The organism is Paraburkholderia phenoliruptrix (genome assembly GCF_019511605.1).
Classification (GTDB): Bacteria; Pseudomonadota; Gammaproteobacteria; order Burkholderiales; family Burkholderiaceae; genus Paraburkholderia; species Paraburkholderia phenoliruptrix_A.
Map to the genome: position 1 here is coordinate 103381 of NZ_JAEUAV010000005.1, position 14121 is coordinate 117501.

The 14121-nt window shown below is 64.6% G+C and carries 7 protein-coding genes; 5 read left to right on the top strand and 2 right to left on the bottom strand.

What is annotated here, in order from left to right:
• Window position 1: 1 nt before the first annotated feature.
• Entirely contained in the window at window positions 2-781 is a 780-nt protein-coding gene (locus tag JNB89_RS09600) for a peptidylprolyl isomerase (protein ID WP_013339209.1), read from the top strand.
• Window positions 782-1016: 235 nt separating this feature from the next.
• Here JNB89_RS09600 and purL read toward each other — a convergent pair whose 3' ends face one another.
• Entirely contained in the window at window positions 1017-5111 is a 4095-nt protein-coding gene (gene purL, locus JNB89_RS09605; RefSeq protein ID WP_220362041.1) for a phosphoribosylformylglycinamidine synthase, read from the bottom strand.
• 377 nt (window positions 5112-5488) lie between these two features.
• Between purL and JNB89_RS09610 the strand changes: the two genes are divergently transcribed.
• The 4 genes from JNB89_RS09610 (at window position 5489) to JNB89_RS09625 (ending at window position 12049) form a co-directional block, all read left to right on the top strand.
• Window positions 5489-6784 (top strand): FAD-dependent oxidoreductase, encoded by a 1296-nt coding sequence (locus tag JNB89_RS09610; protein WP_135893619.1) that lies wholly within the window; start codon window positions 5489-5491, stop codon window positions 6782-6784.
• Window positions 6785-6907: 123 nt separating this feature from the next.
• Window positions 6908-8503 carry an NAD(P)H-hydrate dehydratase gene (locus JNB89_RS09615; RefSeq protein WP_220362042.1) on the top strand — a complete coding sequence of 532 codons (1596 nt, stop codon included), beginning with the start codon at window positions 6908-6910 and terminating at the stop codon, window positions 8501-8503.
• A 499-nt stretch (window positions 8504-9002) separates the two neighbouring features.
• A complete protein-coding gene (gene pgi / locus JNB89_RS09620) occupies window positions 9003-10625 on the top strand; it encodes a glucose-6-phosphate isomerase (RefSeq protein ID WP_220362043.1) in 1623 nt (540 codons plus the stop codon).
• Between the two features lie 527 nt (window positions 10626-11152).
• Window positions 11153-12049 carry an oxidoreductase gene (locus JNB89_RS09625; RefSeq protein ID WP_220362113.1) on the top strand — a complete coding sequence of 299 codons (897 nt, stop codon included), beginning with the start codon at window positions 11153-11155 and terminating at the stop codon, window positions 12047-12049.
• Window positions 12050-12256: 207 nt separating this feature from the next.
• Here the strand turns inward: JNB89_RS09625 and JNB89_RS09630 are convergent, their stop codons facing one another.
• Window positions 12257-13633, bottom strand: a complete 1377-nt coding sequence (locus JNB89_RS09630; RefSeq protein WP_220362044.1) for a DUF1214 domain-containing protein — start codon at window positions 13631-13633, stop codon at window positions 12257-12259.
• Window positions 13634-14121 lie beyond the last annotated feature (488 nt).

Consider the following 14121-nt stretch of genomic DNA (forward strand, 5'->3'; position numbering starts at 1 on the left):
GATGACCTTGAAGAAAACCCGCCTTTGGGTATTGCTGGCTGCATTTGCGGCCGCACCTGCATTCGCACAGAACATCGCCGTGGTGAACGGCACGCCGATTCCCAAGGCGCGCGCCGACGCGCTGATCGAGCAACTGGTTCATCAAGGCCAGCAGAATTCGTCGCAATTGCAAATGGCGGTGCGTGAAGAGCTCGTGAACCGCGAGGTGTTGATGCAGGAAGCGCTGCGCCGCGGTCTGCAGAACCGTCCGGACATCAAGGCGCAAATCGCCGTCGCTCAGCAAACCGTCGTGCTGCGCGCGCTGATCGAAGACTTCGTGAAGAAGAACACGCCGAGCGACGCGGAAGTCACCGCGCGCTACAACGCGCTGATCAAGGACGCGGGCGGCAAGGAATATCACCTGCACCACATCCTCGTCGACAACGAGCAGCAGGCCAAAGATCTGATCGCGAAGATCAAGGGCGGCGCGAGCTTCGAAGAGCTGGCCAAGCAATTCTCGAAGGACCCAGGCTCCGGCAAGAACGGCGGCGACCTCGACTGGTCGGATCCGAAAGCCTATGTGCCCGAGTTCGCCAACGCGGCCACCCATCTGCAGAAAGGCCAGATGAGCGACGAGCCGGTGCACACGCAATTCGGCTGGCACATCATTCGTGTCGACGACGTGCGCAACATCACGCCGCCGCCGCTCGAACAGGTGCGCGCGCAGATCGTGCAGCAGATCCAGCAGGAAAAACTGCAAGCGTTCGAGGAAGGTCTGCGCAAGAACGCAAAGATCCAGTAAGCCGGTCTGTTTGCTGCGTCAGAGCAATGAGAAAAGCCGCCCGAGGGCGGTTTTTTGTTTGATGCGGGCTTTGTGTTTGATGCGGGCTTTGTGTTTGATGCGGGTTTTGGTTCGACGCAAGGCTTAGCGTGTCGCGGGCGTCGCGGGTTGTGCAAGCTTTGCCCGCAACGCAGCCGCGCATCGGCGGATAAACAGGAGGCCGCTGCATCGCGCAGCAGCCTGCCCCGCCCGCCTGTCAACCCAACCAGCGACGCGCGTTCTGGAACACGCGCAACCACGGACTTGCGTCGGTCGCACCCTCGCCCCAGCCTTGCGGATGCCAGCTCATCTGCACCGCGCGGTGCACGCGCTCAGTGTGCGGCATCAGCACCGTGAAGCGGCCATCGGCCGTGGTGACGGACGTAATGCCCTCCGGCGAACCGTTCGGGTTGAACGGATACTGCTCGGTTGCCTGGCCGCGGTGATCGACATAACGCATGGCCACCGCCACCTTCGACGCATCGCCTTGCTGCGAGAAGTCCGCATAACCTTCGCCGTGCGCGACCGCGACCGGAATGCGCGAGCCTTCCATGCCGGCAAAGAAAATGGACGGCGACGCCTCGACCTGCACCAGCGAGAAACGCGCTTCGAATTTCTCGGACTTGTTGCGCGTGAACTTCGGCCACGCTTCAGCGCCCGGAATCATCGACGCAAGGCTGCTCATCATCTGACAGCCGTTGCAGATGCCCAGCGCAAAGGTGTCGTTGCGGCCGAAGAACGCCGCGAACATGTCGGCGAGCTGAGCGTTAAAGCGAATTGCCTTCGCCCAGCCTTCGCCCGCGCCGAGCGTGTCGCCGTACGAGAAGCCGCCGCACGCCACCGCGCCCGCGAAGTCCGCGAGATTGGCGCGCCCCGCGAGCAGGTCGCTCATGTGCACGTCGTGCGCGTCGAAGCCCGCACGGTCGAACGCATACGCCGTTTCCAGGTGCGAGTTCACGCCCTGCTCTCGCAGAACCGCCACACGGGGACGCGCGCTCTTGCCGATGTAGGGCGCGGCGACGTCTTCGGCCGGATCGAACGTCAGGACCGGCGTGATGCCCGGATCAGCCGCGTCGAGCAGCGTGTCGTATTCCGCGTCGGCGCAGGCGGGGTTGTCGCGCAGGCGCGAAATGCGCCAGCTCACCTCGCTCCACGCGCGATGCAGTTCGACGCGCGGCGCTTCATACACCTTCTTGGCGTCGCGATAAATTTCGATCACGTCGCGCTCATTGATCTTGCCGATTACGTGCGAGCAAGCCGACAGGCCGTGCTCGCGCAGCACACCGAGCACCGCGTCGCGATCGGCCGCGCGCACCTGGACCACGGCGCCGAGCTCTTCGGTGAAGAGCGCGCGGATCGTGCGGTCTTCACGGCGACCGCTCGTCTGCTTCGCCCAGTCTTTGGCGTCGCCGTAGTCTGACTCGTGATGCGGATCGAGCACCAGCATGTCCACATTCAGCGACACGCCCACGTGACCCGCGAACGCCATTTCGCACACCGTTGCCCACAGGCCGCCGTCGGAGCGGTCGTGGTACGCGAGCAGCTTGCCGTCTGCATTCAGCGATTGGATCGCGTTGAAGAAACGCTTCAGGTCTTCCGGAACGTCGACGTCCGGCACGGTGTCGCCGATCTGTTGCGTGACCTGTGCGAGGATGCTGCCGCCCAGACGATGCTTGCCGCGGCCCAGATCGATTGCGATCAGCACCGAGTCGCCGACACCGTCGGCCCCGCTGGTGCGGCGCAGTTGCGGCGTAAGGTGACGACGCACGTCTTCGACCGGCGCAAACGCCGAGATGATCAGCGACACCGGCGCGACGACTTCCTTCGCGACGCCGCGCTCTTCCCACTTGGTGCGCATGGACAGCGAGTCTTTGCCCACAGGAATGCTGATGCCGAGCGCCGGGCACAGTTCCATGCCGATTGCCTTGACCGTGTCGTAGAGCGCTGCGTCCTCGCCCGGCGCGCCGCAAGCCGCCATCCAGTTGGCCGACAGCTTGAGCTTGTCGAGCGACGCGATCGGCGCGGCCGCGATATTCGTGACCGCCTCGCCGACTGCCATGCGGCCCGAGGCCGGCGCGTCGATTACGGCGAGCGGCGTGCGCTCGGCCATGGTCATGGCTTCGCCGCGAAAGCCGGCGTAGTCCATGGTCGTAATGGCGACGTCCGCCACCGGCACCTGCCACGGGCCGACCATCTGGTCGCGCGCGGTCGTGCCGCCCACCGAGCGGTCGCCGATGGTGATCAGAAACGACTTGCTCGCGACCGTAGGATGGCGCAGCACGCTCACCGCCACTTCAGAGAGCGCGATGCCGGTCACGTCCACGGGCTGCAACTTCGGCTCCACGCGCGTGACGTCGCGATGCATGCGCGGCGCCTTGCCGAGCAGCACTTCCATCGGCATGTCCACCGGCTGATGAGCGTTGTCGTCCTTCAGTTCAGGATCGATCAGCTTCAGTTGACGCTCGGCGGTGGCCGTGCCGATCACCGCAAACGGGCAGCGCTCGCGCTCGCACATGGCCGCGAAGCCCGGCAGATCAGCCGGCGCAATGGCGAGCACGTAGCGCTCCTGCGCTTCGTTCGACCAGATTTCGCGCGGCGAGAGGCCGCTTTCCTCGAGCTGGATCTTGCGCAGATCGAAGAGCGCGCCCTTGCCCGCACCGTCGACGACTTCCGGGAACGCGTTCGACAGGCCGCCCGCACCCACGTCGTGAATGCTCAGAATCGGGTTCTTTTCGCCGAGCTGCCAGCACGCGTTGATGACTTCTTGCGCGCGCCGCTCGATTTCCGGGTTGCCGCGCTGCACCGAGTCGAAGTCGAGTTCGGCAGTGTTTGTGCCGGTCGCCATCGAGCTGGCCGCGCCGCCGCCCATGCCGATGCGCATGCCCGGACCGCCGATCTGGATCAGCAGCGACCCTTCCGGCAAGTCGTGCTTGTGCGTGTGCTGGTCCGAAATATTGCCGATGCCGCCCGCGATCATGATCGGCTTGTGATAGCCGCGCACCACGCCGGCCACGTTCTGCTCGTACACGCGGAAATAGCCGCCCAGATTCGGCCGGCCGAATTCGTTGTTGAACGCGGCGCCGCCGAGCGGGCCGTCGATCATGATCTGCAACGGCGAAGCAATGCGGTCGGGGCGGCCATACGCTTGATGCGTGTGGTTCGGGTTGCGATGCGCGAGCGGCTCGGCGACGTCGCGCGCGTTCTCCCATGCCTCGACGCCGTCCGGCAATTCCAGATTCGACACGGTGAAGCCCGTGAGGCCCGCCTTCGGACGCGCGCCGCGGCCAGTCGCGCCCTCGTCGCGGATTTCGCCGCCCGCGCCGGTCGCAGCGCCAGGGAACGGCGAGATCGCGGTCGGATGGTTGTGCGTTTCCACCTTCATCAGCGTGTGCGTGAGCTCGACGCTGCGGCGATAGTGCTCGGGCAGTTCGTTCTTGCCCAGTTGCTCGGGCGTGCGCGGGAACCAGCGCTCGGCCATGCCGCCTGCCATGATCGCCGAGTTGTCCGAATAGGCGACGATGGTACCTTGCGGATTGAGCTTCTCGGTATTGCGGATCATGTTAAAGAGCGAGATGTCCTGCTTCTCGCCGTCGATCGTCCATTCCGCGTTGAAAATCTTGTGACGGCAGTGCTCGCTGTTAGCCTGCGCGAACATCATCAGCTCGACATCGGTCGGATTGCGGCCGAGCTTCGTGAACGCGTCGACGAGATAATCGATCTCGTCTTCGGCAAGCGCGAGGCCCAGTTCGGCATTCGCGGTTTCGAGCGCGCCGCGGCCGCGACCCAGTACGTCGACTGTTTGCAGCGGCTTGGCGGGCAGTTCGTCGAACAGATGCAGTGCATGATCGCGCGACGGCGCGACGCTCTCGGTCATGCGGTCGTGCAACGCGGCGGCCACGGCTTCGCGCGTTTCGTCCGAAAGCGCTTTCTTGCCGCCCAGCAGGCCGCTTTTCAGCGTGACCGTGTACTCCACGCCGCGTTCGATGCGGCGCACCTGCGTGAGCCCGCACAGATGCGCAATGTCCGTTGCCTTGCTCGCCCACGGCGACACCGTGCCGAAGCGCGGCACGACCAGAAACGTTTCGGCCGAGCCGCGCTCGCTGGTTTCTTCGAGCGGCTGGCCGTAGTGCATAAGCGCCTCGATCTTCGCGTTGTCCTCAGCGGAAAGCGGGGTCTGCGCGTTGACGAAGTGCAGATATTGCCCGCGCACGCCCGTGATGTTCGGGTCGATGCGCGTTAGCGTTTCGAGCAGGCGGGTTTGACGGAAATCGGAAAGGGCCGAAGCGCCGGGGAAACACGAGAAGTGGGCCATGGACTTGACGTTGCGTCGCTAATGATGCCGATGATTGATGCCGAAGAGCCGCGCGCGATGGCGACATGAGGCGGGAAGGAAGTCCGGGATTATACCCCGGGAACGCTGTTCCAGCCGCCCCCGCCGTGGCCCCGCCCGCATCCGGCGAAGCGCCGCATACCGTCGCTTGCCGCAATGCGGGCGTGACCGCGGGCCGTCGTTGACTGCTATCATTCGGCCTTTCATCAGATCGGTGCGAGCAAGGCGTGTCCTTGCTGCCGGCCTCGTGTCGCGAGCCGTGCCCGGAAAGCGTTTTCCGGAACCCGCCGCGGCGCGCGAGGCCCGGCCGCGCCGCATGTCACGCCCTGGCGCCTCGCCCGGCAAATCGAATCAGAAGAATGGATGTCATTGTCATTGGCGGCGGGATTGCCGGCGTCGCCACCGCTTATCAGCTTCGCGCGGCCGGCCACCGCGTATGCGTCGTCGAACGCCATGCCACGGTTGCGCAGGGCGCAACCTATGGGCACGGCGGCACGGTCCTGCCGACGCCGCTCGACGTCTGGTTCGGCCCGACTTTCATGGCAAGCCGCCATCACGCGAAAAACGGCGTCATCAGCAAACCCGGTTTCAGCGGACCGGCGCGCCAGTTCGTCAAGAAGCTGGCCGCGCTGCAGGAACCGGAGTCATTCAGCCGCCAATACGGGCTGTTGCGGCCATTGATCGAGTCCTCGCGCGAGGCGATGGCGGACATGGAAGCCCGCTTTGGCTACGAGTTCGAACAGGCGAGCGGCCTGCTCTATCTGGTGCGTTCCGGTGACGAATGGGAGCAGATTCAGCCGGCGCTCGGCCTGCTCGCGCGCCACGAGGTGCCGCACCATGTACTCAGCCCGGCGGAATGCGCGGCTTACGAGCATTCGGTGCGCACCGAGCCGGAGTTCGCGGGCGGCGTGCTGTTCGATCACGAACGCACCGCCAATTGCCCGCTGTTTGCCAAACTGATCAAGCAGACACTGGACAACCAGGGCGGCGTGCAGTTCATGCTCGGCTGCGAGGTCTCGGCGATTCGCCTCGACAGCCAGCGCGCGGCGGTGGAGCTGGCGGCGCGGCCGGGCGTGTCGAGCCGTTCGCGCGAAGTCGACGTGATTCATGCGGACGCCATTGTGGTCGCTGCCGGCCAGGGCAGTCTCGCGCTGCTCGAACGACTCGGTTTGCGGCTGCCGCTGTATCCGCTGCGACTGCATACGCTTGTCGCGCCCATCGCGCATGAAGAGTGCGCGCCGCATGTGGCGATTGTCGACGCGGTCAAGCGCATCACCATCAGCCGGATGAATCACCGCTTGCGCATTGCCGGCGGCGCTGTCCTGCAGGCCGCCAACCAGCTCGACAAGCCGCTTGCCGAGGCGGTGACCGAGGAAGCGCTCGCGCTGCTCGGCCAGGCGACGCACGACTGGATTCCGGGAGCCGCGAGGATTTCGGCGGCCTTGCCGTGGGAAGGCACGAGGTTGCTGTCGCCGGATGGCCTGCCGGTGATCGGCAACGCGCTGCATCCGCGGCTTTTTGTGAATGTCGGCCATGGGCCCGCTGGCTGGGGGCTGGCCTGCGGAGCGGGCAAGCTGGTGGCGGAGCTGGTCGGCGGCAAGACGCCGGACTTGCCCGAGGCCACGCTGGCCGGATTGCGGGCGGAGCGGTTTTAGGGGCGGTGGCATCGCCTTACACCGCGCCTCGTCTTCGATCAACGCACGACACGTCCATCGGCACTACCATAGCGGTTCCAGAAGCTCTCGCGCCTGACATGCAGGCGCTCGCCCTGCTCTGCCATGACCGCTGCCGACCTCACGCCCCCGACGCTCATCCGCCCCGAAAACCGCGCGCTGCCGCTTCTGACGCTCGCCGATCTGCGAATCGCCGAGGCCCAGGCCGCCGCGACCCTGCCGGCACACACGCTGATGGACCGCGCCGGCAAGGCTGCCGCAAGCTTCCTGTTCGACCAGATCGCGCGCGACACGTCGACGGAAAAGTCGCGGCAGCGCGTCTGGCTGTGCGCCGGCCCGGGCAACAACGGCGGCGACGCGCTGATTCTCGCGGCCGAACTACACAAGGCAGGCATTGCCGTCGATGTGTGTATGCCCGTCGAAGTGAAACCGGATGACGCCCGCTGGGCACTCGAGACGGCGCGCGCAGCCGGCGTGGCGATCACCCAGGCGCCGCCCGCTTCGCTCGACGGCTACACGTGGCTGGTCGACGGCATGTTCGGCATCGGCCTCACGCGTGCGCTCGAAGGCGCGTTCGCGGACCTCGCGCGACGACTCTCGCAGCGCGCGAGGACACGCGCGCGTAGCGGCGGCGTGCTCGCGCTCGATGTTCCAAGCGGCCTCGACAGTGATACCGGCGCGATAGTCGGTGCCGTCGGCACCGGCGACGCCGTGGTGCGCGCGACGCACACCATCACCTTCATCGCCGGAAAGCCTGGCCTCTTCACCGCGCAGGGCCGCGATCTCGCCGGCGCGGTGACGGTCGCGCCGATCGGCGTGGACAGCACGGCGCGCGACTCGATCCGGCTGAACGCGGCGGAACTGTTCGCCGGCTTTCTGCCGCCGCGCGATTTCGCGACCAACAAGGGCACCTTCGGCAGTCTCGCCGTGGTGGGCGGCGACACCGGCATGTGTGGCGCGCCGATTCTGGCCGCACGCGCCGCGTTGTTCAGCGGTGCGGGCAAGGTTCACGTCGCGCTGCTCGGCGCGGGCGGCCCTCCCTACGATCCGCCGCATCCCGAGTTGATGCTGCATGGCGTCGACGCTCTGCCGCTTGACAAGATGGACGCGCTCGCCGTGGGATGCGGCATGGGCCACGGCGAGCGCGCCGCACGCGTGTTGCATGACGTGCTGCAACTGGACGTGCCGAAACTGCTCGACGCCGACGCGCTCAACCTGATTTCCAAAGACGCGGCGCTGGCCGCGGCCGTCACCGCACGCGGCACGGCAGGCGATCCTTGCGTGCTCACCCCTCATCCGCTCGAAGCCGCGCGCCTGCTGGGGACCGACGCTGCGGGCGTGCAGCGCGACCGCCTGAGCACGGCACGCGCGCTCGCCGCGCGCTTTGCTAGCGTGGTGGTGCTGAAAGGCTCGGGCACGGTGGTCGCTGCCGCCGACGGCCGTCTGACGATCAATCCGACCGGCAATGCCGCGCTCGCGACGGGCGGCACCGGCGACGTGCTCGGCGGCATCATCGGCGCGCTGCTGGCGCAGCGGCTGCCGGGCTACGAGGCGGCGCTCGCGGGCGTCTACCTGCACGGACTCGCCGCCGACACGCTGAGCGCGCAGGGCCACGGCCCCGCCGGACTGACGGCAGGCGAGCTCGCGCCGATGGTGCGGACGTTGTTAAACCGCATGTTCTATCCGGCGGCGCAAGCGTAATCGCGCGATGACATGCGTCGTGGCTCGGCTAGCCGCGGCGCGTCTTATACCGCCTGGCTAAAGCGCTGCCGCCCGTCGCGCAACGCCGCTATACTGAGGGACTGCATGACCTGCCGTGCAGACGTGCTGGCGCCGCGTGGGCGTTTTGTTGCCGCGTTGTTGTCGGTTTTTTTGTCGCGTTGTTGCCCCTTTGTCGCCCCTTTGTTGCCCCTCTATGTGATTGCGGCAACGAGTGTCGGCCACTGTGCGCGCCGCGCGTGGCATCGAATCGCGCGCGAAGCGTGCGCAATCGCCGTGAATGATCGCGAATCGCAGTGAATCGTTATGAATCGCGAGGCATTCGACGCAGCGCGGCACAGGCGCAGCGCCTTGAGTCCCGCGGCGTCGGAGACTTTGCGGCGAACGCGGCTGTACGGCCTCGCTCTAACAGCATCGTTGCATCATCCTTGGCGGCGCTTTGCGCGCGCCTTTCTTCGTGCCCCTTGGTTAGACGGACGCTATGACCCAGAACTCGCTCACCTCCTGGTCCTCGTTGCAAACGCATTACGAACAGATTCGCGACGCGCATCTGCGCGACTGGTTCGCCCCCGGGAACGATCCCGCGCCGACGCGCGCTGAACGCTTTGCGTTCGCGGGCGGCGGTCTCGCAGCAGATTTCTCGAAGAATCGCATCACCGACGAAACCCTCAAACTGCTCGTGCAGCTCGCGCGCGAAGCCGGCGTCGAGAAGCGCCGCGACGCCATGTTCGCAGGCGAAGTCGTCAATCCCACCGAAGGCCGCGCGGCATTGCATACCGCGCTGCGCGCGAGCAACCCGAATGCGCCGTTTCACGCGCAGGTGCAGGCCGAGCGCGCGAAGATGGCTGCTTTCGCCGAGCAGGTGCGCAGCGGCGCGTGGACCGGCTACACCGGCAAGCGCATTCGCCATGTCGTGAACATCGGCATCGGCGGCTCGGACCTCGGGCCGAAGATGGTCGTGCATGCGCTGCATCATCTCGCCACGCCTGAGATTGCCACGCACTTCGTGTCGAACGTGGACGGTGCGGACCTCTACAACGTGATGCAGCAGATCGATCCCGAAGAGACGCTCGCGATCATCGTGTCCAAGACTTTTACGACGCTCGAAACCATGACCAACGCGCGCTCGCTGCGCGACTGGTTCGTCGAAAAAGGCTGTCCGGAAAATGCACTCGCGAAGCACTTCGTCGGCGTGTCGGCGAATCCAGCCGAAGTCGTGAAGTTCGGCATCGCGAAAGAAAATGTGTTCGAAATGTGGGACTGGGTGGGCGGCCGCTATTCGTTGTGGTCGGCCGTCGGTCTGTCGATCATGATCGCGGTCGGGCCGCAGCAGTTCGGCGAACTGCTAGCGGGCGCCAACGAAATGGACGAGCATTTCCGCAGCGCGCCGCTCGAAAAGAATCTGCCGGTGCTGCTCGGCATGATCGGTATCTGGTATCGCAACTTCTTCGGCTCGCAAAGCTACCTGGCGGCGCCCTATTCCGAAGCGCTGCATTTCCTGCCGTCCTATCTGCAACAACTGGAGATGGAGAGCAACGGCAAGTCGGCGCGGCTTGACGGCGCAATGGTCGATTATCCGACCTCAGCGGTGACATGGGGCGAGCCGGGCACGAACGGGCAGCATGCGTTCTTCCAGATGCTTCATCAAGGTCCGACTATCGTGCCGATCGACTTCATCGCCGTGCTGACGCCCGAGCATCCGCTCGTCAGCCATCACGCGAAGCTGCTCGCCAACTGCTTCGCGCAAAGCGAAGCGCTCATGTTGGGCCGCACGCTCGAAGAAGCGAAAAAAGTCGCCGGTCCGGACAAGCCGGAGCTCGCGCCGCACCTGGTGTTTCCGGGCAACCGTCCCACCACCACCCTGATTCTCGAGGCACTCACCGCGCGTTCGCTCGGCGCGTTGATCGCGTTGTACGAGCACAAGGTGCTGGTGCAGGCGTCGGTATGGAACATTAATCCGTTCGATCAATGGGGAGTCGAGCTCGGCAAGATTCTCGGCAAGGTGGTTGAAGCGGATCTCACGGCGGCGAGCGTGGACGAAAAGAAGCACGACTCCTCGACGTCGGCGTTGATCGCGCGCGCACGCGCAGCGTTGAAGCGCTGACGGCCGGCGCCGGCTCAGGTGCCGGCTCAGGTGCCGGCGCAGGTGTCGGTGCTGTGCAAGCGTTCTGCCGGCGTTGTACATGCGCGTCTTGCAGTCCGATGGTAAGAGCGGGCCCGTCGCGGCCCGCTTTTTTTTGGCGGCGCGCCTGTCGTCAGGAAAGGCATTTCATGGAGCGACGCGTACTCGTTCGTCGCGGCCGTAGAACCCAACGCGCAGGAGCGCGCGGACAAGTGGTGCAAGCCATTCAAGCGCGGCAAGTTCGAGGCGTGTTTGCTCGCGTTCTACTTCGTAGAAGCGAGGTGACTTTTTCTCTCGTTTCAAGCAATTTTCCGTCGATTGTGACTCCTGCTTGACGATGCCAGAATTCCGAGCTCGATCATTTCGCTAGCCAATTTGCCATTAGCGCCTCAGTCCTCGTTCGCGTATGACGTGGACTGGTGCGAGCCTCCGGCGTCGTGATGTGAGATTGGCAACGGGCAATGGCATACGGCAGCCGCATCGGCGAACACCTACTGGAGAACGCGATAATGAAGAACCCTGAGAATCCGACGGTGGCGCTGATCGGCCCCGGCGCGATCGGCACGACGGTAGCGGCGGCGCTTCACGAGGTCGGCCGCACACCGATCATTTGCGGCCGTTCCGCGCATGCCGGCCTCGAGCTTCGTTTCGATGGCGGTCAGATTGCCGTACCCGGACCTGTGCTGACCGATCCGGCCGCAATCAAAGGCGCTGTTGACCTTGTTTTTGTCGCAGTCAAGGCGACGCAGTTGGATGCCGCGGCACCTTGGCTGTCGGCATTGTGCGACGAGTCGACGGTGGTTTGCGTGCTGCAAAATGGCGTCGAACAAAAGAAGCTAGTCGCACGCTATTTGTCCGGCAACCCGGTGCTGCCCTCGGTAGTATGGTTTCCCGCTGAACGCGAGAGCGACGCCTCAGTGTGGCTACGGGCCCAGCCGCGGCTGACCTTGCCCGATGCGCCCGAGACTGGCGTTGTACTTGCAGCTCTGCGCCACACACGATGTTCAGTGGACGTGCAGGCCGATTTCACGACCGTCGCGTGGAGAAAACTGCTACAAAACGCCGTGGCGGGGCTCATGGTACTCGCGGGTCGCCGGGCCGGCATGTACTCACGACCAGACATCACGGAGCTGTCGCTCGTCTACTTGCGAGAATGCCTCGAAGTGGCACGCGCGGAGGGTGCAGCGCTCGGCGACGAGGTGCCTCAGGAGATTCTCGATGGACTCTTAAAGGCCCCACCCGACCTAGGCACCTCGATTCTTGCGGACCGACAGGCGGGCCGCCCGCTCGAATGGGACTGTCGCAACGGCGTTGTACAGCGATGCGGCCGGGCTCACGGTATTCCTACGCCGATAAGCGACCTGGTCGTGCCGCTGCTGGCCGCTGCAAGCGACGGCCCGGGTTGATACGCGTAGCTGTTGCAACGGCTGCCAGGTTCGGTCGGGCGCTTAGGGACCGGAGCGGTCGCACAAACCAGGCACGTAGGTGCGACCTCCTCTAGCAGCGCTCCGGACCTTGGAGAGAGCTTGTCTCCAGGGCTCGTCTCCAGGACACGCTTGGGCGCCGCCAATCCATCGACGGTATCGGCGGACAATCCCGCACTGGCGCCCCGTCTACTGCACCTTCATCAGCGCCGGCGGGTAGTAGGTGCCGTTTGCCACTCCCTCAAGTGGGCCATAGTAGCGGAAGGTCAACCGGTATTTGGCGCCTCGCGGTGTCGGCAGCCAATTTCCCTCCGGCGCGTTTGCGGGCTTCTCGGCAGCGAAATAGAGCGTTAGAGATCCGTCCGGCCCGTAGGTCAGGCCCGACTGTTCGTTGATCAAGTACTTTTTCAGCGGGTTGGGCAACACCCGGAAACGCGTGCTGTCCACCGCAATGACCGACCAGAAATATTTCGCAAAGCGTGCAGGCAACGCGTCTTTGGGAAACGTCAAGGTGTACACATTGTCGCCGTTGAGTTCGGCGCCGGTCGAGTCGGCGGCACCCCGATAATAGAGTACCTCCGGCTTGATATTGGCCCAGATGCCCCGGTAATTGACCAGAGTGCGCGTGAGATAGTCGATACCGTACTCGCCCACTACGCCCGGCCGAGCCCAGCCGTCCTGCACCGTTCCATGTCCGATCAGCTTGCCCGCCTCCCCAAGGTCGCGGAACGCCTTCGTGCGTATGACTTTGTCGATGCGTTCGCGCTGCGCGGGGATTTTCGCTTCGGCTGCTACGCGGCGGGCCAACGCCTGCATGGGCTCGAGGCCCGCGTTCCGGTCCGGATCACTGTCGAGTGCGAGGTTGGCTGCGTCGAATGCCTCGACTCCTGGAAACGCTTCGAGCCCGAAGATAGGCGTCCTGGGAACGGACGGCAGCCCGGGCGTTCCAGTGACTGTCAGCTTGAACTGATGCTGTAGCGCCACCGCCGCGTCCGGATCGGCACCCAGCGCAACGCGTGTTAACAGCCGTGCGTACTTGACGGGCAAATCGATCCGCATGGCACCGGCAGGCAGAGTGACCTTCGCCCCTTTCAGACAGACGGCAAAGTCGCCGGACGCCTTTTGCGGGAACACGCGTTCGTTGATGTTGGCGAGTGTCTCTCCCCACCCGCTCAATATCTGGACCGTGTAATAGCGCCCATTGATTTGCGGCACACTGACAATCGTGCAGCTGTTCTCGTCTACCGCAAGCCAGGACTCGGAGTACGCAACGTCGAGATTCGGATTCGGCCAGTCCACAGCGCCGGGCTTACGATGAACCAGTTGATTCCATTTAAATCCCTCCTGGAAATCCAGTTGCTGTTGACGTGTCACTAACAGCCGGCCAAGAAGGTAGATATACGCCTGGCTTATTTCTTCGTCGCTCAGGTGAGCCGAGGCGCTCGGCTCACCTGCCCGGTCTACGGCTACGACACCCGCAGCCTGTTGCTGGGCCGCTGCCGGACAAGCGGCGAGAATTGTCGCAGCAGTCGCGCTCGCGAACATGAATCGACAAAAGAGTTTCATGCGCCTCCTCGGCTTGTTCAATCGTTGCATTTATATGGCGACTCCCGGCTTGAATGCCCGCGGCGGAGCGCGTTGCGATGAGGAACATGCGCAGTTTTGGCAACGGGCGACACCGCGCTGCGAACGACCCGCCTCACCACTTTAAGCCATGAGTTCACGCATTGCCCCCCTCCAGGATAGGGGGTATTCGCCGTCGAGGACTCACACAGAGGCAGATTGCAAACACAGAAATGCGGGGTGTTGCTGGTCCGTCTCCGACTCCCTTCCGTCGATCGACATCAGCTCATTGGGGCCTTGCGCGAACTGTTCGGCGAAAGGTAACGGTTAATTGATGAAATGGCAATGAAACCTGCGAGCCGGCCCGACGGGGGCCGGAAATCTCCGTCGTCAGGCGCCGGAGCAAGTCGTAGCGGCGACAGTTTCTTGTAGGTTTCTCGGGGATCTGGCGTGCGATCGAATCGTCGGCAAGCCCATGATTTAGAAAGAGG

What these genes read in the sequence shown, in the direction of transcription:
- purL (WP_220362041.1), bottom strand. Translation starts at nt 5,111, where the DNA reads ATGGCCCACTTCTCGTGTTTCCCCGGCGCTTCGGCCCTTTCCGATTTC.
- JNB89_RS09625 (WP_220362113.1), top strand. Translation starts at nt 11,153, where the DNA reads ATGAAGAACCCTGAGAATCCGACGGTGGCGCTGATCGGCCCCGGCGCG.
- JNB89_RS09630 (WP_220362044.1), bottom strand. Translation starts at nt 13,633, where the DNA reads ATGAAACTCTTTTGTCGATTCATGTTCGCGAGCGCGACTGCTGCGACA.
- JNB89_RS09610 (WP_135893619.1), top strand. Translation starts at nt 5,489, where the DNA reads ATGGATGTCATTGTCATTGGCGGCGGGATTGCCGGCGTCGCCACCGCT.
- JNB89_RS09615 (WP_220362042.1), top strand. Translation starts at nt 6,908, where the DNA reads ATGACCGCTGCCGACCTCACGCCCCCGACGCTCATCCGCCCCGAAAAC.
- JNB89_RS09600 (WP_013339209.1), top strand. Translation starts at nt 2, where the DNA reads ATGACCTTGAAGAAAACCCGCCTTTGGGTATTGCTGGCTGCATTTGCG.
- pgi (WP_220362043.1), top strand. Translation starts at nt 9,003, where the DNA reads ATGACCCAGAACTCGCTCACCTCCTGGTCCTCGTTGCAAACGCATTAC.